The 18570-nt window shown below is 57.4% G+C and carries 19 protein-coding genes and 1 tRNA gene; 7 read left to right on the forward strand and 13 right to left on the reverse strand.

What is annotated here, in order from left to right:
• Positions 1-521, reverse strand: a 521-nt coding sequence (locus R6T97_RS15360) for an amidohydrolase family protein (protein WP_410350161.1), incomplete at its 3' end; no start/stop codon positions are given.
• Positions 522-613: 92 nt separating this feature from the next.
• Positions 614-1864: a Zn-dependent hydrolase gene (locus R6T97_RS15365; RefSeq protein WP_410350162.1), complete on the reverse strand. Its 1251-nt coding sequence runs from the start codon at positions 1862-1864 to the stop codon at positions 614-616.
• 162 nt (positions 1865-2026) lie between these two features.
• Between R6T97_RS15365 and R6T97_RS15370 the strand changes: the two genes are divergently transcribed.
• Entirely contained in the window at positions 2027-2629 is a 603-nt protein-coding gene (locus R6T97_RS15370; RefSeq protein ID WP_410350163.1) for a TetR family transcriptional regulator C-terminal domain-containing protein, read from the forward strand.
• Here R6T97_RS15370 and preA read toward each other — a convergent pair whose 3' ends face one another.
• The 4 genes from preA to araD all read right to left on the reverse strand — a co-directional run bounded on the left by preA (position 2630) and on the right by araD (position 8099).
• Positions 2630-3934 (reverse strand): NAD-dependent dihydropyrimidine dehydrogenase subunit PreA, encoded by a 1305-nt coding sequence (gene preA, locus R6T97_RS15375; protein ID WP_410350164.1) that lies wholly within the window; start codon positions 3932-3934, stop codon positions 2630-2632. It lies immediately after the preceding gene.
• Position 3935: 1 nt separating this feature from the next.
• Positions 3936-5270 (reverse strand): NAD(P)-dependent oxidoreductase, encoded by a 1335-nt coding sequence (locus R6T97_RS15380; RefSeq protein WP_410350165.1) that lies wholly within the window; start codon positions 5268-5270, stop codon positions 3936-3938.
• A 163-nt stretch (positions 5271-5433) separates the two neighbouring features.
• A complete protein-coding gene (locus R6T97_RS15385; protein ID WP_410350166.1) occupies positions 5434-6342 on the reverse strand; it encodes a Gfo/Idh/MocA family protein in 909 nt (302 codons plus the stop codon).
• Positions 6342-8099 (reverse strand): L-arabinonate dehydratase, encoded by a 1758-nt coding sequence (gene araD, locus R6T97_RS15390; RefSeq protein ID WP_410350167.1) that lies wholly within the window; start codon positions 8097-8099, stop codon positions 6342-6344. Before araD ends, R6T97_RS15385 begins: the two co-directional genes overlap by 1 nt.
• Positions 8100-8169: 70 nt before the next feature.
• On the opposite strand from araD, the gene R6T97_RS15395 reads away from it, so the two are divergent.
• The gene (locus tag R6T97_RS15395; RefSeq protein WP_410350168.1) at positions 8170-8919 is read left to right on the forward strand and encodes a class II aldolase and adducin N-terminal domain-containing protein; all 750 of its coding nucleotides are present in this window, start codon (positions 8170-8172) and stop codon (positions 8917-8919) included.
• A gap of 105 nt (positions 8920-9024) precedes the next feature.
• Positions 9025-9885, forward strand: a complete 861-nt coding sequence (locus R6T97_RS15400) for an SDR family oxidoreductase (protein ID WP_410350169.1) — start codon at positions 9025-9027, stop codon at positions 9883-9885.
• On the opposite strand, the gene R6T97_RS15405 is transcribed toward R6T97_RS15400, so the two are convergent.
• A complete protein-coding gene (locus tag R6T97_RS15405) occupies positions 9851-10507 on the reverse strand; it encodes a hypothetical protein (RefSeq protein ID WP_410350170.1) in 657 nt (218 codons plus the stop codon). The genes R6T97_RS15400 and R6T97_RS15405 overlap by 35 nt on opposite strands.
• Positions 10508-10643: 136 nt before the next feature.
• On the opposite strand from R6T97_RS15405, the gene R6T97_RS15410 reads away from it, so the two are divergent.
• Positions 10644-11426 carry an ion transporter gene (locus R6T97_RS15410; protein WP_410350171.1) on the forward strand — a complete coding sequence of 261 codons (783 nt, stop codon included), beginning with the start codon at positions 10644-10646 and terminating at the stop codon, positions 11424-11426.
• A gap of 3 nt (positions 11427-11429) precedes the next feature.
• Here R6T97_RS15410 and nagA read toward each other — a convergent pair whose 3' ends face one another.
• The 5 genes from nagA to R6T97_RS15435 all read right to left on the reverse strand — a co-directional run bounded on the left by nagA (position 11430) and on the right by R6T97_RS15435 (position 16169).
• Complete coding sequence (nagA, locus tag R6T97_RS15415) at positions 11430-12560, reverse strand: N-acetylglucosamine-6-phosphate deacetylase (RefSeq protein ID WP_410350172.1); 1131 nt, start codon at positions 12558-12560, stop codon at positions 11430-11432.
• Positions 12561-12615: 55 nt separating this feature from the next.
• On the reverse strand, positions 12616-13482 hold the full coding sequence (locus R6T97_RS15420; protein WP_410350173.1) for a BadF/BadG/BcrA/BcrD ATPase family protein: 867 nt from the start codon (positions 13480-13482) through the stop codon (positions 12616-12618).
• A gap of 180 nt (positions 13483-13662) precedes the next feature.
• Positions 13663-14772, reverse strand: coding sequence for a site-specific DNA-methyltransferase (locus R6T97_RS15425; RefSeq protein ID WP_410350174.1), 1110 nt, complete (start codon positions 14770-14772; stop codon positions 13663-13665).
• A 90-nt stretch (positions 14773-14862) separates the two neighbouring features.
• Positions 14863-15495: a ribonuclease HII gene (locus tag R6T97_RS15430; protein ID WP_410350175.1), complete on the reverse strand. Its 633-nt coding sequence runs from the start codon at positions 15493-15495 to the stop codon at positions 14863-14865.
• A 182-nt stretch (positions 15496-15677) separates the two neighbouring features.
• The gene (locus R6T97_RS15435; protein WP_410350176.1) at positions 15678-16169 is read right to left on the reverse strand and encodes a hypothetical protein; all 492 of its coding nucleotides are present in this window, start codon (positions 16167-16169) and stop codon (positions 15678-15680) included.
• Between the two features lie 160 nt (positions 16170-16329).
• On the opposite strand from R6T97_RS15435, the gene R6T97_RS15440 reads away from it, so the two are divergent.
• Both R6T97_RS15440 and R6T97_RS15445 read left to right on the forward strand, forming a co-directional pair.
• Positions 16330-16611, forward strand: coding sequence for a hypothetical protein (locus tag R6T97_RS15440; RefSeq protein WP_410350177.1), 282 nt, complete (start codon positions 16330-16332; stop codon positions 16609-16611).
• The gene (locus tag R6T97_RS15445; protein ID WP_410350178.1) at positions 16568-17287 is read left to right on the forward strand and encodes a transcriptional regulator; all 720 of its coding nucleotides are present in this window, start codon (positions 16568-16570) and stop codon (positions 17285-17287) included. The genes R6T97_RS15440 and R6T97_RS15445 overlap by 44 nt, the downstream gene beginning before the upstream one ends.
• A 12-nt stretch (positions 17288-17299) precedes the next feature.
• Here R6T97_RS15445 and R6T97_RS15450 read toward each other — a convergent pair whose 3' ends face one another.
• The gene (locus tag R6T97_RS15450) at positions 17300-18313 is read right to left on the reverse strand and encodes a LacI family DNA-binding transcriptional regulator (RefSeq protein ID WP_410350179.1); all 1014 of its coding nucleotides are present in this window, start codon (positions 18311-18313) and stop codon (positions 17300-17302) included.
• A gap of 121 nt (positions 18314-18434) precedes the next feature.
• Here R6T97_RS15450 and R6T97_RS15455 point away from each other — a divergent pair.
• Positions 18435-18508: transfer RNA gene (locus R6T97_RS15455), tRNA-Arg, on the forward strand.
• Positions 18509-18570 lie beyond the last annotated feature (62 nt).

Consider the following 18570-nt stretch of genomic DNA (forward strand, 5'->3'; position numbering starts at 1 on the left):
CCCAGCGAGGCCAGACGCGAGAAGGACGCATACATCTCGTCATCATTGACCATCAGCGCGCCTTTATAGGCCATGAAGTGCTTGAACGTGTTGATGCCGCGGTCCTTGACAACGCTCTCCATCTCGTTGAACACCTGCTCGCCCCACCATGTCACGGCCATGTGGAACGAATAATCGCAGTTCGCACGGCCCGATTTGTTGTCCCACATCTGCAAGGCATCATGCAGGCCCTGTCCGGGGGCGGGCAGCGCGAAATCCACAACCATCGTGGTGCCGCCCGACAAGGCGGCACGCGTCCCACTTTCGAAATCATCGGTGGAGTATGTGCCCATGAAAGGCATTTCCAAATGCGTATGCGGGTCGATGCCACCCGGCATGACGTAGCATCCGGTCGCGTCCAGTTCCTCGTTGCCCTTCAGGTTCGGCCCGATCTCGATGATCTTGCCCCCGTCGATCAGCACATCCGCCTTATAGGTCAGGTCAGCGGTGACGATGGTTCCGTTCTTGATGACTTTGGTCATTGGTTTCTCCCTGTCGGACCTGACGCAGGCCTTCATCTTCTTATGTTGAAAAATACCTCGGGGGAGGCCGTAGGCCGGGGGCAGAGCCCCTTTTAGCCCACGATCTCCGCTGTCTCCACAACCGCATGAAACAGCACGTCCGTCCCAGCGGTCGCCCATTCCGGTGAAATCTCTTCCGCCTCGTTGTGGCTTAGCCCATCCACGCAAGGACACATCACCATGGCCGTCGGATAGATATCATTGATCCAGCAGGCATCATGGCCCGCGCCAGAGATTATATCCATGTGGCTGTACCCCAGCCTTTCGGCGGCATTGCGCACGGCTGAAACACAGTCCTCATCAAAAGCAGGCGGGTCGAACTGGCCGACGATTTCGGCCTCGAAGGTCACCCCGATCTCTTCGCAAATCTTCGGTGCGCGCTCTATCAGTTCGGCAACCATCGTGTTCAGCTTATCCAGCAGATGCGTGCGCATATCGACGGTAAAGACGACCTTGCCGGGAATGATGTTGCGGCTGTTGGGATACACGTCAATGTGCCCAATCGCACCAACTGCGTTGGGCTGGTTCTTCATCGCGATCTCGTGCACCAGTTCGGTGATTAGCGCCAAACCACGGCCTGCGTTCTTGCGCATATGCATGGGGGTCGATCCTGTGTGACTTTCCTTGCCGGTCACCGTGCACTCAATCCAGCGCAACCCCTGACCATGAGTTACTACGCCGATATCCTTGCCCTCGGCTTCCAAAATAGGTCCCTGCTCGATATGCAGCTCAAAGAACGCATGCATCTTGCGGTCGCCCACTTTTTCAGGACCTTTCCAGCCAATCCGCGCCAACTCGTCACCAAAGCGTTTACCATCTGCATCAACGCGATCATTGGCCCAGTCCAGCGCATGTTTACCCGCGAATACACCAGAGGCGAGCATGGCAGGCGCATAGCGCGTGCCTTCCTCGTTGGTCCAGTTTGTCACGACAATCGGGTGCTTGGTCTTGATATCAAGGTCATTGAGCGTGCGCAGAATTTCCAAACCACCCAGCACCCCCAAAACACCGTCATATTTCCCGCCTGTGGGCTGGGTGTCCAGATGCGAGCCAACGTAGACCGGCAGCGCATCTGGGTCGGTGCCTTCGCGGCGGGCGAACATGTTGCCGATCTCGTCGACACCCATTGTGCAGCCCGCTGCGTCACACCATTTCTGAAACAAATGGCGACCTTCGCTGTCTTCGTCGGTCAGGGTCTGGCGGTTGTTGCCACCTGCAACGCCGGGGCCAATCTTGGCCATCTCCATCAGGCTGTCCCACAGCCGTTCACCATTGATACGCAGGTTCTCTCCGGGGACTGACATAGGGGTTCCTCTCTTCTGGTTTGACCAACCGGTCAAAATAACGCTAACAGAGACGATACATCAGTCAAGTTATCTGCGAGAAATACTGGCAGTTGCAACCATTGCAGGCAAGTATAGACAGTTCCAGCCTGGCTTCGCCTGAATTTTGAGCAAGGGATCGGCATGACCAAAGCACCTACCCGCATCCAGAAGCGCAATCGCGCGGCGATCCTCTCGGCTGGTCTCGATATATTTTCGCAATACGGGTTTCGGGGGGCAACGCTGGATCAAATCGCCGATGCGGCGGGCCTGTCAAAACCGAACCTGCTTTACTATTTTCCCTCCAAAGAGGCCATTCACACAGCGCTTTTGGAACGCCTGCTAGAGACATGGCTCGACCCGCTGAAAGCACTTGACGGATCGGGTGATCCAGTCGTCGAAATCATGGGCTATGCGCAGCGTAAACTGGCAATGAGCCGTGATTTCCCACGCGAAAGCCGGCTTTTTGCGAATGAAATTCTGCAAGGTGCGCCCCATATCGAAGAGATCCTGAAAACCGATCTGAAAATGCTGGTCGATGACAAGGCCGCCATCATTCAAGGCTGGGCAGATGCAGGCAAAATCGCATCCATCGACCCGCATCACCTGATCTTTTCAATCTGGGCCTTTACCCAGCATTACGCAGATTTCGACGTTCAGGTGAGGGCCGTTTTAGGCGACAAAGCCCCGCATGACGGGGCTCTGGCCTTTCTCGATACGCTTTACGCCAAGTTGCTGCGCCCCTGATCACTCAGCCGCGACAGCGCCGGGATTGTTGGGATGCATCGTCCAGTTTGCGTATTCTTCCTGAACAACCTTGCCTGTTCGCGGATCAACCTGACCGGGTGTCATTGCTTCCATGGTAATGCAATCCTCGACCGGGCATACATCGACGCAAAGATTGCAGGCGACGCATTCTTCGTCGATCACGGTGAAGATACGATCATCCGACATCGCGATCGCCTGATGGCTGGTATCTTCGCAAGCCGCATAGCAACGACCACATTTGATGCAATCATCCTGATTGATCTTTGCCTTGGCAACATAGTTGAGGTTCAGATACTGCCAGTCAGTCACGTTGGGTACGGCGCGGCCAACGACGTCTTCGACCGATGTGTAGCCCTTTTCGTCCATCCATTGTGACAGACCGCTGATCATTTCCTGAACGATCTTGAAGCCATAGGTCATCGCCGCGGTGCAAACCTGCACATTACCGGCACCAAGGCTGATAAATTCCGCAGCATCGCGCCAGGTCGTTATTCCACCGATCCCGCTGATCGGCATACCACGGGTTTCCGGATTGCGGGCAATCTCGGACACCATCGACATGGCGATCGGTTTCACTGCCGGGCCGCAATAGCCGCCGTGGCTTCCTTTGCCGTCAATCGACGGCTCTGGTGACATCGTGTCGAGGTTCACGGATGTGATCGAATTGATCGTATTGATCAGGCTGACCGCATCGGCCCCGCCCCGCATTGCCGCCGCCGCAGGTTTGCGCACGTCTGTGATGTTGGGCGTCAGCTTCACGATCACGGGTTTGTCGTAATACTGCTTGCACCAGCGCGTGACCATTTCGATGTATTCGGGCACCTGCCCCACGGCAGCCCCCATGCCCCGTTCCGACATCCCATGCGGGCAGCCAAAGTTCAGCTCGATACCGTCTGCGCCAGTGGCCGCCACGCGGGGGAGGATGTCTTTCCAAGCCTGTTCTTCACAGGGCACCATGATTGATACGATCATGGCGCGATCCGGATAGTCGGCCTTCACGCGGGTGATTTCTTCGAGGTTCACCTCAAGCGGGCGATCCGTGATCAATTCGATATTATTGAGCCCCAGCAACCGGCGATCAGCGCCATAGATTGCGCCATAGCGCGGACCGTTGACGTTAACGACGGGCGGCCCTTCGGACCCCAGCGTTTTCCAAACGACCCCACCCCATCCTGCCTCGAACGCGCGGCGAACGTTGTATTCTTTGTCGGTCGGCGGGGCAGAGGCCAGCCAAAACGGGTTGGGGCTCTTGATACCCAGAAAGTTTGTTGTCAGATCAGCCATTTTAATTGCTCCCCATCAAGGTTGCATGAATATCCATCGCCGCATCGCGGCCTTCGGCAACGGCAGTCACCGTCAGATCGTCGCCACCGCTGGCGCAATCACCACCGGCCCAAACACGGGCCTGACTGGTCCGGCCCGCACCGGTGACAGCGATCTTGCGCCCGTTCAGCGCCAGCCCACCATCGGTCGTCAGCGTCTGGCCGATGGCCTTGAAAACCTGATCCGCAGCGAGGCGGATGGTTTCGCCCGTTCCTTTCAGACTGCCGCCATCATCAGTGGTATATTCCAACTCGATCTCGCGTACCGCACCATTGCCGTGGATCGCGATTGGCTGCGCATTGAATATCAATCGCACCCCTTTCGACGCCGCAAGATCCTGTTCATACTCACTTGCACTCATCGCCTCACGCCCACGGCGATATGCGATCGTGACGTTCTGCGCGCCCAATAGCTTGGATTGTACGGCGGCATCGACAGCGGTCATACCGCCTCCGATAACGACCACATCGCGCCCGACAGGGAGCGTGGCAAGATCGCCCGCCTGCCGCAATTCCTTGATGAAATCGACTGCATCGCGCACGCCATCCTTGTCTTCACCGTCACTGCGCAAGGCGTTTACGCCACCAAGGCCGACACCAAGAAAGACCGCATCAAAGCAATGCGTCAACGCATCCATTGTCAGATCATCACCCAGGCGCATGCCGGTTTTGAGGTCTATCCCGCCGACCCCCAAGAGCCAGTCCACCTCGCGGGCGGCGAAATCATCGGTGGATTTATAGGCGGCGATACCAAACTCGTTCAGCCCTCCGGGCTTGGATTCAGCATCATAGATCGTGACATCATGGCCGTGCATTGCCAAACGGTGTGCACATGCCAGCCCTGCCGGCCCTGCCCCAACCACCGCGACCTTCTTGCCGGTTTCCGGCGCCTGGTTGTAGGGGTGGCTTTGCTTGACCATCAGCGTATCCGTCGCATGGCGTTGGAGGCGCCCGATCTCGACAGGCTTGCCCTCGGCCAACTCGCGCACGCAGGCCTGTTCGCATAAATCCTCGGTCGGACAAACCCGCGCGCACATGCCGCCAAGGATGTTCTGATCAAAAATCGTTTTTGCGGCCGCCTCGGGCGTGCCCGTGCTGATCTGTCGAATGAACAGCGGGATGTCGATGTCCGTCGGACAGGCCGTGACGCAAGGCGCATCATGGCAAAAGTAACAACGGTCCGCGGCGACTGCGGCCTCGTGTGGAGAGTAAGGCGCGTGCAGATCCGTGAAATTGTCAGTAAGCGTTTCTGCTGGCAGGCGCGCTGCGGCAATACCTGGGGTCATGGGGCTGGACATGGCTTGATCCTGTCGTGGCTTTTCTCGTCCAGCCTGCCACAGTTTTATTTTTTATCAAATGGTAAATTTTTTGCAGTTTGCGAAAACCCCTGCATGTGCCCTGTTCCTAGAACAGGATGCCTCCGGCGGAGGTATTTTTATACATGAGAAGCAAAGGCTTATGCTAAAAGTGAAAAGGGTCTACCGTGATCCGCCTTCCAAGCGTGAGCGCATCTGCAACATGGATCATGGGTGACACATCCACTTCCGATGCGCCATTTTTGACCAGTTCTGCCATGCGGCCATAGAGGGCGGGATATTCGCGATTATTGCCAGCGACGATTTCTTTGCCGTCAGTTATCAGCCTGTCGCCCCCATCATGCAGGTGCAGTGTGCCCGCTGTTGTTTCCATCGTGATATCCCAGCTTTGAGGACCTTCCTGCCGCCAATCAAAATCACCGGATACATTCTGCGTCCACTGCATTTGCGCCGCAATAGGTGTGTCGCGGTTTGCAGGAAACTGCAGGTCCGCAGACCGCAAATGGATGGGCATCGGCAGGATTTCCGTGATGATCGAAAGGGCATTGCTGCCGGGGTCAAAGACCCCCATGCCACCGGGCTCAAAGACCCAGTCCTGCCCCGGATGCCAGCGCCGCACGTCTTCTTTCCAGCAGATATGCGCGCGGGTGATTGTCTTGTCGGCAAGCCATGTTTTGGCGGGGGCGACCCCCTTGGCCATCCGGCTGTGCCAAGTGGTGTAAAGCGTCACGCCCGCTTTCTGCGCCATATCCGCCAGCGCATAGACCTCGGCCAGCGTCGCGCCGGGTGGTTTTTCCAGCATCACGTGCCGTCCGGCAGCAATCGCCTTGACGGCGTAGTCATAGCGCGGAACCGGGGGCAGGCAGATGGAAATGACAGGGATATCGGCCCGCTCTGCCAGCATCTGGTCAAAATCGCTGAAAGATGGCACGCCATCGACCGTGCCTGCACGGCTGACCGTTGCGGCAAGCACCCAATCGTCACTGCCGCCTATCGCAGGTACGTGTTGATCGACAGCGATCTTGCCGATCCCTACCAGACAAATCTGTGTCATCAGTGCGCTTCCTTACCGACCGCATTGCCGCGATGACCAACGAGGAAATCAAAATCGGCGCCAGTATCGGCCCCCATGACGCGGTCATGGTAAAGCATGGCATAGCCGCTTTCGGGTCGCGGGTTGGCACCCGATTTTTCCGCCGTCCATTTGGCCAGACGCGCGGCGAGTTCGTCATCGGAAATATCCAGATGCAAACGCCGCCCTGCGACATCCACCTCAATCATATCGCCCGACTGCACAACGGCCAACGGTCCACCCACGGCAGCCTCGGGCGAGGTATGCAGCACAACCGTGCCAAAGGCCGTCCCAGACATACGCGCATCGGAAATTCGCACCATATCAGTGATCCCTTTCTTGAGGATCTTCGGCGGGAGCCCCATGTTCCCCACTTCGGCCATCCCCGGATAGCCGCGAGGGCCACAATTTTTCAGGACCATCACGCAGGTTTCGTCGATATCGAGATCGTCGTCGTTGATCCGCGCCTTGTAGTCGTCGATATCCTCGAACACGACGGCGCGGCCACGGTGCTGCATCAGTTCCGGTGTTGCGGCAGACGGTTTCAGCACGGCCCCACCGGGGGCAAGGTTTCCGCGCAGCACGGCGATACCGCCCGATTGGGTCAGCGCCTTTTCAACCGGCAGGATGACATCCTCGTTCCAGTTCTTGACGTGCTGTACTTCGCTCCAGATGCTGTCGCCCGAAACGGTCAGCGCGTCCTTTTGCAACAAACCTGCCTCGCCCAGTCGCTTGATCACGACGGGCAGGCCACCTGCATAAAAGAATTCCTCCATCAGGTATTTGCCCGACGGCATCAAGTTCACGATTGTGGGTACGTCACGGCCCAGCCTGTCCCAGTCGTCCAGCGTCAGGTCCACGCCTTTGGTCCGCCCCGCCATGGCAAGCAGGTGGATCACGGCATTGGTCGAACCGCCAATCGCGGCATTGGTGCGGATCGCATTTTCGAACGCCTGCTTGGTCATTACATCGGATGGTTTCAAATCATCCTTGACCATCTGCACGATGCGGCGCCCCGTCAGATGCGCCATGACGCGACGGCGACTATCAACCGCAGGGATCGCGGCGTTGCCTGACAGGGCCATGCCCAGCGCCTCGGCCATCGACGCCATCGTGCTTGCGGTGCCCATCGTGTTGCAGGACCCCGGCGAACGCGACATCGACGCTTCGGCTTCGACGAATTCTTCGGCGGTCATTTCGCCTGCGCGCACCGCTTCGGAGAATTTCCAAAGATGCGTGCCAGAGCCCACACGCTCGCCACGGAACATCCCGTTCAGCATCGGGCCGCCAGACACGACGATGGATGGCAGATCCACGGAGGCCGCCCCCATCAGCAGCGCCGGTGTTGTCTTGTCGCAGCCTGCCAGCAACACGACACCGTCCATTGACATGCCCCGGATCGCCTCTTCGACGTCCATCGCACAAAGGTTGCGGAACATCATGGCCGTGGGGCGCAGACTGGATTCCGCAGGAGAAAACACAGGGAATTCGACGGGGAAACCGCCCGCTTCATAGATCCCGAACTTCACCTTTTCAGCCAAATCGCGCAGATGCGCGTTGCAGGGTGTCAGCTCTGACCACGTGTTGCAGATGCCCACAACAGGCCGTCCGTCCAGCAGATCGGCTGGCAAACCCTGATTCTTCATCCAGGACCGGTGATAGATTGCGTCCTTGGACGTGCCTCCGAACCATTCCTGAGAGCGCAGCTTGCGGGGCCACTTGGCGGGCTTGAATACCATTTTGTACTTCCTTTGCGATGCTGATAGCGCCATCATTAGACCCTCTGCCAAACAAATCCAAGGAGCCGCCATGAATAGACACCCACAAAATATGACAAATTGGGCAGAACGGGTTGATCTGGCGGCGGCATTCCGCTGGACGGCAAGGCTGAACATGCATGAAGGCGTTGCCAATCATATCAGTCTGGCGATCAACGACGATGGTACGCGGTTCCTGATGAACCCCAACCAGATGCACTTCAGCCGGATCAAGGCCAGCGATCTGATCACAGTAGATGCCAATGATCCTGAAACACTTGCGGGGCCGGATGCCCCGGATCCCACCGCTTGGGGGCTGCACGGGGGCATCCACCGGTTGGTGCCACATGCCCGCTGTGCGATGCATGTGCATTCGATCTTTGCGACGGTGCTCGCGTCACTGAAAGACAGCCACCTTCCACCTATTGACCAGAACTGTTGCACCTTCTTCAATCGCTATGTCATTGATGAAGGCTATGGCGGTCTGGCGTTCGAGGAAGAAAGCGCGCGCTGCGCGGCCCAATTCACAGACCCCAAGAAAAAGGTCATGATCATGGGCAATCATGGCGTCTTGGTCATTGGGGCGAATGCGGCTGAAACCTTTAACCGGCTCTACTATTTTGAACGGGCCTGCGAGACTTATATCCGTGCACTGCAAACAGGTATGGAATTGCGCGTGCTGCCCGGTGAGGTTGCCGAAAAGACGGCGCAAGAACTGGAAAGCTATCCCGAACAGGACGTGCGGCACTTGGCCGAACTCAAGGCGATTCTTGACGATGAGGGATCGGACTATGCCAATTAACCTGCCTCTTTCTTTGTCTGGTCAAACCCCAAACTACCGCATCGCGTACCACAGCGCGCGCCAATCCCTCTTGCAAAACTGCAGCGGCTGGGCCACCTCGGTCCTATGACACATACCCTGCTTTCCTTTGGCCACGGTTATAGTGCCCGCGCCCTGTCACGTACTCTGCTGCCACAGGATTGGCGGATCATCGGCACCACAAGGTCCGATGACAAAGCGCCCCGCCTGATGAACGAAGGCATCGAGCCGCGGATCTGGCCGGGGGCGGATATGATTCCCGCGCTGAATGCGGCGACGCATCTGCTGATCTCTGCCGCGCCGGACGACGATGGCGATCCTGTGCTGGCCGAACTGCGCAATGAGATCGCCAAGCGTGCGGATCAGTTCGCTTGGGTCGGCTATCTCTCGACTACCGGTGTTTACGGCGACCACCAAGGCGACTGGGTGGATGAAAGCACGCCCCTGACCCCGGCCACCAAACGCGGTATCGCACGGGTCGAGGCAGAGGCCGCGTGGTCCGCGATCCCCGGCCTGCCGCTCCACATCTTTCGGCTGGCGGGCATTTACGGCCCCGGGCGCGGGCCGTTTTCCAAGGTGCGCAACGGCACGGCGCGCCGGATCATCAAGCAAGGGCAGGTGTTCAGCCGCACGCATGTGGCGGATATCGCCCGCGTTCTGGCTGCGTCCATCAACAAACCCAATCCCGGTGCGGCCTATAACGTCTGTGACAACGACCCTGCACCGCCCGAAGACGTGATCGCATATGCCGCCGAATTGCTGGGACTGCCGACCCCAGAAGCCGTTGATTTCGAAACTGCCGAAATGACCCCGATGGCGCGCAGTTTCTATGCAGAAAGCAAGAAGGTAAGCAACGATCGCATCAAAAATGAACTGGGCGTTGAACTGCTTTACCCGGACTACAGGTCAGGGCTCAAAGCATTGCTGGCGCAGGAAATCGGCGGCTGAAGCCCCGCGCGATGCTGGCGTAGAACATCAGCAGGATCACAGCGACTGCAAAATTGGTGCCGTAGAATACCGCACGATCCCCAAACTCCAGACTATTGAGAAACGGATAGGGCAAACCGCTCGTAACCGTACCGGCGGGACTTGTGTTGAGCGGCTGAAACACCAGTTCTGCCAGCAGGACGTAAACCCCGATCACCCCGAAAAGCCACGTCAAAGCAGCACCCAGACGACGATAGCTGCGATGGATGAAAATCGTGTCGATCACCTGCAATAGCGGGCCAAGAAGATGCAGATATATCTCCAGATGCCATGCTGCCAGTTCGCCGTCGGGTGTCACCGACGTAGGATCGGCAAAATAGAGCCGCCAGTACAGGACCACGACCATCGTGTTGATCACAGCCGTCATGCAGACAAACCCGTCCCAGCGCCGCTCGCTGCGCCCTTCTTCGATCGCCATCATACGGCTGAACGCGAAGAATGAACAAAACAGCGCCCAGACAGTCAGAAATCGGAACGGGCCACCGAATTCTTCCCAGCCGCCAAAGATCAGCATGCGGATGCAGTAGCCGCCCGCCAATAGGAATGCGGTCCAACGGAAAATCAAACGGAGGTTCATCGACATTTAAGGCTCACTTTTCAGGCAAAGCATGCGCTGTTGCGGCAATTGCCGTCCAGCACAACTTGGGATGGAAGGATACCCTTGCTCATGTGTTGCAAACAACCCATATCACGGGCGCACATCCTCTAAGGCCATGACCATGACGCTCCGCCAAAAAACCGCCGACCTTCTCGCGACACCTTGGGTCGGAAATTTCATCGTTGCCGTGATCATTTTCAACGCGGTCATCCTCGGAATGGAAACGTCGGACTCTATCATGGCTGTCGCCGGGCCCTTGATCCTTACCCTCGACCGGATCTGTCTTGCGGTTTTCGTGATCGAACTGTCGGCAAAAATGTTCGCCCAGCGCAATCAGTTCTTTCGCAGCGGCTGGAACATCTTTGATTTCATCATCGTCGGCGTGTCTCTCGTGCCCGGCAATGGTGGCCTGTCGGTTCTGCGGGCGCTGCGCATCTTACGGGTATTGCGGGTGATCTCGGTCGTGCCTTCACTGCGGCGCGTGGTCGAAGGCTTCGTCACCGCCCTGCCCGGTATGGGTTCGGTGTTTCTACTGATGGGCATCGTGTTTTATATCGGCGCGGTGATGGCGACCAAGCTCTTTGGCGACAGCTTTCCGCAATGGTTCGGCACATTGGGCCAGTCGGGTTACACGCTGTTCCAGATCATGACACTGGAAAGCTGGTCCATGGGCATCGTGCGCCCCGTCATGGAGGTGTATCCCTACGCATGGTCCTTCTTTGTGCCGTTTATCATGGTCACGACATTCGCGGTGGTGAACCTGCTGGTCGGCCTTATCGTGAATTCCATGCAAGACGCCCACGCCGAGGAAGGCAACGCTGCGACAGACGCATACCGCGATGAAGTTCTCGCCAAGCTCGAGGCGATCGAGGCGCGATTGGAACAACGTGAAAAGCGCAAATAGCGGTCAGACTGCGCCCAGATAGTGAAAGGCGTCGTTGAGGTGGATGGCATTTGCGGGATTGCCCGCAAGAAACCGTCCAGCCGCACCCGGCATCCTGAGGCAGCGTGCTGGTGCTGATGTTGCCATACCAAGCGCTCGATCAGGGGAAATGCCGACCTCATTCACGAGTAGCGAGAGTGATTTGGGAAAGTCGATATCCGCACCTGCCAAGGTGCCGTCTTCAAGCGTGAGCCGCCCATTCGCCCGCAAGACCTTGCGACCGTTCAATCTGAACGCCGCGATCCGCGATCCTGCGGTCGCCATCGCGTCGGTTACGAGGAAAATGCCGCCGGACTCTGATTTGGCAGATAGTGCAACTTGCATACTGCTTGCATGAACATGGATGCCGTCAGCAATCAGGCCCGCACTTACACCCTTTGTCTGCAACGCCGCACCAACCAGCCCCGGCGCACGGCTGTCCAGTTGGCTCATGGCGTTAAACAGATGTGTGACGCAGCGCGCGCCTGCTGCAAAGGCGGCTTTTGCATCAGCGAAACTGCAATCCGTGTGACCAAGCGATACAATGACCCCTGCATCGCTAAGCAGTCCAATCTGTTCGGGGCTGCAATTTTCGGGGGCGACAGTCACCATGAGATTAGGCAGCCGTCGCGCGGCATCCAACAGAAAGGCTGCGTCTGCATCCAGCATCGGGCGGATCAGCGCCGGATCATGTGCGCCTTTCTTGGCAACAGATATATGCGGCCCTTCAAGGTGAAGTCCGATGATACCTGCAACACCCTCTTTTATGGCATGCTCTACCGCATCGACGGCTGCGTGCAGGCATTCTGGCGTGTCAGTGATGAGCGTAGGCAGGAGCGCGCGGGTCCCGTTCCCTGCATGTGCATTTGCAATCGTCCTTAAGCCCTCGACCGACGGTTCGTCATTGAACATCACCCCGCCACCACCATTGACCTGCACATCGACAAAGCCGGGCAGGATGGTGCCGCCTGCAACTTGCGTGACGGCGTAGGTGGACGGTATGGCGTGGTCGGGGACAATGGCTTCAAAGATTTCGTCGTCCAGCAGCATTGCGGCATCATCGTAAATCTGCGCCCCGTCGAAAATCCTTGCCCCGGTCAGTGCACGCTTTTTCATGGTATTTCGGTCACTCTATTCAGGTCCTGCATATCAAGATCGCACTCTTTGCTTGTTACAGAAGTTCACGCGCCAGATGAACCGCGCCGTCAAGTGCAGTTCCGGCAGGTGGCTGGAGGCAAGACTGCGCCTGCGGCTCAAGGTAAGCGGCATAATGCGGTCCGATTCCTCCCGTCAGGCAAAGGGCTTCGCTGTTGGAAAAATCCAGCGTTTTCAGGCAGGACGACAGATAATCAGCGCCGCGCTGCATCAACTCTGTACCATGCCGGTCGCCGGCATTGGCGGCTTCTATCACGGCAGGCGCCAGTGCGGCATAGTCCGGCGGTTGTGCGTCTTTGACAAAAGACACAAGCTTGATCGACGTTCCGCCGCAACGTGCCGAAATATGCTGCGTCAAATCCGAATGGTGCATCAGCCCATCGTTGGCCAAGGCCGTCAGGCGCATGACTTGCAGGCCCAGCCAAGCCCCGGAAGCCTGATCGCCCAGCACATGCCCCCACCCGCCAAGAAATCGCTGTACCCCGCCCCGTTGCGCAGCAACAAAAGAACCGGTGCCAACCGATATGAGCAAACCATCGGCACACCGAAGAGCGCCCGCAACCGTTGTGGCACGATCATCTGTGACGCCGACGCGGGCAAAGGGCATCGCAGCCGCAATGTTACCTGCATCTGTTTTGTCCATCATACCGGCAAGACCGATATGCGCGACGCATTGGGTCAAGTCCAGCGGTGCGTCCATGACAGAAAAGGTGGCTTTGTGGGTTGCGGCCAAGACATTTTGGATCGCAGAGGCAGGATCGGTCACGTAGTTGGCAGGGCCGCCAATCGCTTGGCTCAATCGGTTGCCCGCCCGATCACAAACGGTTACGCGGCATCCGGTCCCGCCACCATCAATACCAATAACGTACTCAGCAGACGTCATGCCCCGTTGATACTCCTTAAGTCCCTTTCGGAACTCTGCACCCGAAATCCTTTTCTTTCCAACCCGAAATGAAAAAACCCCGCCATCACGAAAGATGGCGGGGGAAAGTTAGTGCTCGCGGGCCTGTCCGGTATTGAACAGGCTTGCCGCAGGCACCGGCGGTATCAACTTTGGTGAAACTTAGTGCTTCGCCATCTCTGAGCGGATCTGCTGGCGCAGCAGATCAATGGGCACCTTTTGCCCGTCGCGTTTAAACTGCCAATAGGTCCAGCCGTTACAGCTTGGCGCACCTTCAAGATGGGCTCCGACCTGATGGATCGATCCTTTGATGTCGTCACCGATCAACGTGCCATCGGCACGGACCTTAGCCTTGTGACGGCCATTCATGCTCCACAATTCTTCGCCTGGGCGCAACATGCCGCGTTCGACCAGAACGCCGAATGCCACGCGTGGTTCGGCACGTTTCGAGGTAGAGACCTCCAAGGCCTCTTTATCGAACTTGCGGGTGTTCCTGATGCGCTTTTCGGCCACCTTGCGGTACGCCTCTTCACGCTCGATCCCGATGAAATCGCGGCCCAGCATTTTTGCGACCGCGCCCGTGGTGCCAGTCCCGAAGAAGGGGTCAAGGACCACATCGCCGGGGTTAGTGGTGGCAACAAGGACGCGATGCAAGAGTGACTGCGGTTTTTGCGTGGGATGCGCCTTTTCGCCTTCGTCATTCTTCAGTCGCTCGTGACCGGTGCAGATGGGCAGAACCCAGTCCGACCGCATCTGCACGCCCTCGTTGAGTGCTTTGAGCGCTTCGTAATTGAAGGTGTACTTGCTGGCCTCTTCTTTCGAAGCCCAGATCAGTGTCTCATGGGCATTGGTCAGACGCTTGCCCCGAAAATTCGGCATCGGGTTGGATTTGCGCCAGACGACATCGTTGAGAATCCAGAACCCTTGGTTCTGCAGCTCTGCGCCCATGCGGAACACGTTGTGATAGCTGCCAATGACCCAGATCGCACCGTTCGGTTTCAGCAGGCGGCGGGCGGCTGCAAGCCAGGCTTTGGTGAACTGGTCGTAGACCTTGAAGCTGTCGAACTGGTCCCATGCGTCATCGACGGCATCGACCTTGGAATTGTCGGGGCGATGCAGATCGCCCTTGAGCTGGAGGTTATAGGGTGGGTCCGCGAAAATCAGATCAACAGAACCCGCTGGCAGGCTGTTCATCACTTCGATGCAGTCGCCATCAACAATCGTATTGAGCGGGAGCGCGAACGCCCCCTTTGTTTTTGTCTTTGTCGTCATAACTTGCCTCTAAGCCCCGGCGGGTCTTCCCGCTCTTTGGTTGGGCCCAATGTGAGTCAGAGGCGATTCCGTGTCAAAATCTTTATTGATTCAGTCACTTACGATTTTATCTTGATACAAGATATTGTGTATCGGCTTGAACGAACGTCTATGGTGTTCGGTTACGCCAAACTGCTCAAGCCCCAATTTATGTTGGGCTGTGGGGTATCCCGCGTTCTTGTCCCAGCCATAGTGCGGATGCTGTTGCGACAATGTCACCATGTGTCTGTCACGCCACACCTTGGCCACGATAGAGGCCGCAGCGATGCTCAGACTGCGCCCGTCACCTTTGATGAGGGTCTCGGATGACAACACCAAATCACGGGGGATCATGTTGCCGTCGATCAGCGCGTGGTCGGCAGTTCGGGCAAGCCCGGCTATCGCGCGGACCATCGCAATATGCGACGCGCGCAGGATGTTGTGTTCATCTATTTCTGCAACACTTGCCCCGGCGATGGACACATGCGCGACAGCAAAGAGTTCGTCATAGAGCGCATCGCGCCGTTTCGCGGTCAACTTCTTGCTGTCGTCAAGGCCATCGGGGATATGCGCAGGATCAAGAATAACAGCTGCTGCCACAACCGGCCCAGCAAGCGGTCCGCGCCCCACCTCATCCACACCAGCCACATGCACGAAACCGCGCCGGTGCGCAGCCTGTTCAAAAATGAAATCGGGTTTGGTCATAAAGTCAGTGACCAGAACGCAGCGGTCACTTCAAGGAAAAAGGGGCAGAGAGCCATGTCCAACCTCTCTGCCCCGTAAAGGGTTTTGCCACCTGACGCCTTGTTCAGCGCAGCTATTGCTTTGACAAACACCCAAGGTGGCGCGGTAACCGGGGCAATGAAACCGCGCTGGAAGTCAGCGCTTTAATAGCGCCGATCAGAACGGTAGCCCTGCTCGCGCAGGCAAAGCGGGTCATAGCCGGTGCGCGGACCGTCAGTTGTGTAAAGCCGCACGGCGCAACGATCCGGCAGGCGGTTCACGTGGCGATAGTTGCGTTCCAGACACCGCTTGCCAAAAAGTCGCTGGTGCCCAAAGCGGGTCTCGACCGTCGTAAGGCAGGCATGTGGCAATACACGGCGGCTGTTCTGGCTGCTTTGATGCTGGCGGTTCAATTCAGACCAGTTGTTGTTGTTGCGGTTGATCCCGCTCCACTGCGGCGTTTCATGCACCTGTGTGCTGCTGTTGCGGTCACGGTCGCGGTTTTCTTCGATGGCTGCGCCGATCACGGCAACGGCAGCCAGACCTATTAGCAATTTGCCGACATCTTCGCGATCCAGACCCTGAGCGTGAAGCGGTGTTGCAGCGGCAAGCGTCAGCGACAACGCCGTGATCCCTGCGATCAATGGCTTAAACATATCTGCATCCTTTCGGTTCGGAGGACTTCGTAGTGGCGATGAACTGAAATTGGCGCAGGTGGTGCCTGCCAAACAATAACGGGGGATGGTTATGCGATTGCCATCGCGATAACATGAGGCGTTATTGAATATCAGACTGGCCTTGCATCAAGTGAAACACATGAAACATCTTTTCTTCTCATTCATGGCCCTGATGCTCAGCACGACGATTGCGCATGCCGCTTGCTATGCCGACTATAAAGCCAAGCAAGACAATCCTTTACGGCTCCACTACGGGGTTGCCGAGGTGCGCGGTGATTGTTCAGTAAGTTCAGCCGAAAACCAGCTGCGCGATCGCTTGGCTGGAAACGGCTGGCAACTGTTGAATGTGCTGGGTGTCTTTGATGACACCGGCCTTGATGAAAGAAAGGACAGCGCAGGTGAATTCTTCCTCCGCTACTGAAGCACGCGAAATAGGCAACAAGATCGTCGTCGCAGGGATTGCGGCGATTGTGCTGATCCTCGCTATTGCCGCCATCCTTCTGTTTATCAACCTTCCCGATGCCAACGCGTTCAACATGCGCGTGGAACGGCTGTTCGTCGAGAATGACAACCTGACCAGCAATGCCGAGATCAAGCTGCTCGAGATACTGGCGGGATCTGGCACCGCCTTCTCGGATACGCTTGCTTCTTATCGTTTCGTCATTTTCGTCCTGCTTATCTTTGCAACCGCCCTCTTGGTGGCTGCCGTCGCCTTTCTCGTGATGCTGATCGCACTGAACCGCCGGATGGGCCGGATCGAGCGGCAGGGCATAGAGGTAAACTCGTTGACCATCAGCCGTGATCAAAAGGCTGTTTACCTCAACGATTTTGAATTCAAACTGACCGATGCGGCCATCGAAACGCTTTCTGTTCTGGCCGAAGCCCGCATGGACGACGAAGTCCTGACAGGTGCCGAGATCGAGGCGGTGATCTCGGGCAGGTCCGCCGTAGACTGTGACGAAGCCGCCGGTGCCACCCGCATCAAACGGCTGCGTGATACATTGGGCAACCAGATGATGAGCGAACTTCTGGTCAAAAACATCGCCCGCAAGGGCTATGTGCTTGCCATCGACAAGGCCGTCATTCGCATGATCTAGGCAAAAGCGGTCCTAGCGGCGCAAGGTATCACCCGCCGCAAGCTTGGGTTCCAACGTGATGATCGGGCCATCCGGCACAGTCCCACCTGCATTGAGCGTTGCGATTATTTGCGCGGCCTTCACGCCAATCTCGCGTCGGCACGCATCCATCGTTGCCAGTTGCTTTGGAAGCCCGTCCAACAACTCAACTCCGTTGAAAGCCGCCAGACCAATGCGCCCCGGCACATCAATGCCCTGTTCAAGCAGGTACAACAAACCACCCGCACCGATCATGTCGTTGGAGTAGTAAAGAAAATCCAGATCGGGGGTGCGTTTGATCATTTCGGCCGTCATCTCGCGGCCTTTGGCAAGCGCGGATCCGCCGGAGTAGAATTCTTGATCGGCGATCTCGATACCGGCCTTCGCAAGCGTGCGGGTAAAGCCTTCGAACCGTTTGCGCGCGCGATGATCAAGCGGCATTTTCGTGCCCATGAAACCAATCCGCTTGTAACCCGCAGCAATAATCTCTTCCGCCATTTTGCGCCCGGCGCGGCGGTGTGAAATGCCGACGCAATGGTCGATGGGCTCGCCATCTGCATCCATGATCTCGACCACCGGAATACCGGCCTGCTGTAACATCGCCTGCGACGCTTCTGAATGTTCCAGACCGGCAATGATAACGCCCGAGGGTCGCCAGGACAGCATTTCGAAAAGAACTTTCTCTTCCTTTTCAGGAAGGTAGTCCGTCACACCTATGACAGGCTGTAATTCAGTACCCTCCAGCGTTTCCGAAATTCCCGAAAGCACCTCGGGAAAGACCATATTACCCAATGACGGAATGATGACGGCAACAAGGTTCACCCGCTGCGACGCCAGCGCGCCTGCGATCTTGTTGGGAACATAACCCAGCCGCTTGGCTGCATCCTGCACCTTCTGGCGGGTTGCGGCGCTCACGTCGCCCTTGTTGCGCAACACGCGGCTGACAGTCATTTCGCTGACGCCGGATGCTTCGGATACATCGCGCAAGGTCAGAGGGCGTTTAGGCATATTGGTCAAAAGAGTGGTCCCGTCCATCGTTTTGCCAATTGTTAGCTGTGCTTGCGAACAAAAGCCAGAACAGCCTCACCGTTGACCCCTGAGGCAAACACAGGCATTCAATCTCTTGCGTGGCCCCGTGGCTCAACTGGATAGAGCAGCCCCCTCCTAAGGGGCAGGTTGCAGGTTCGAATCCTGCCGGGGTCACGCAAGAGATTGAATGCCTGTGTTTGCCTCAGGGGTCAACGGTGAGGCTGTTCTGGCTTTTG

It is taken from the genome of Yoonia sp. (assembly GCF_046498525.1).
Taxonomy (GTDB): domain Bacteria; phylum Pseudomonadota; class Alphaproteobacteria; order Rhodobacterales; family Rhodobacteraceae; genus Yoonia.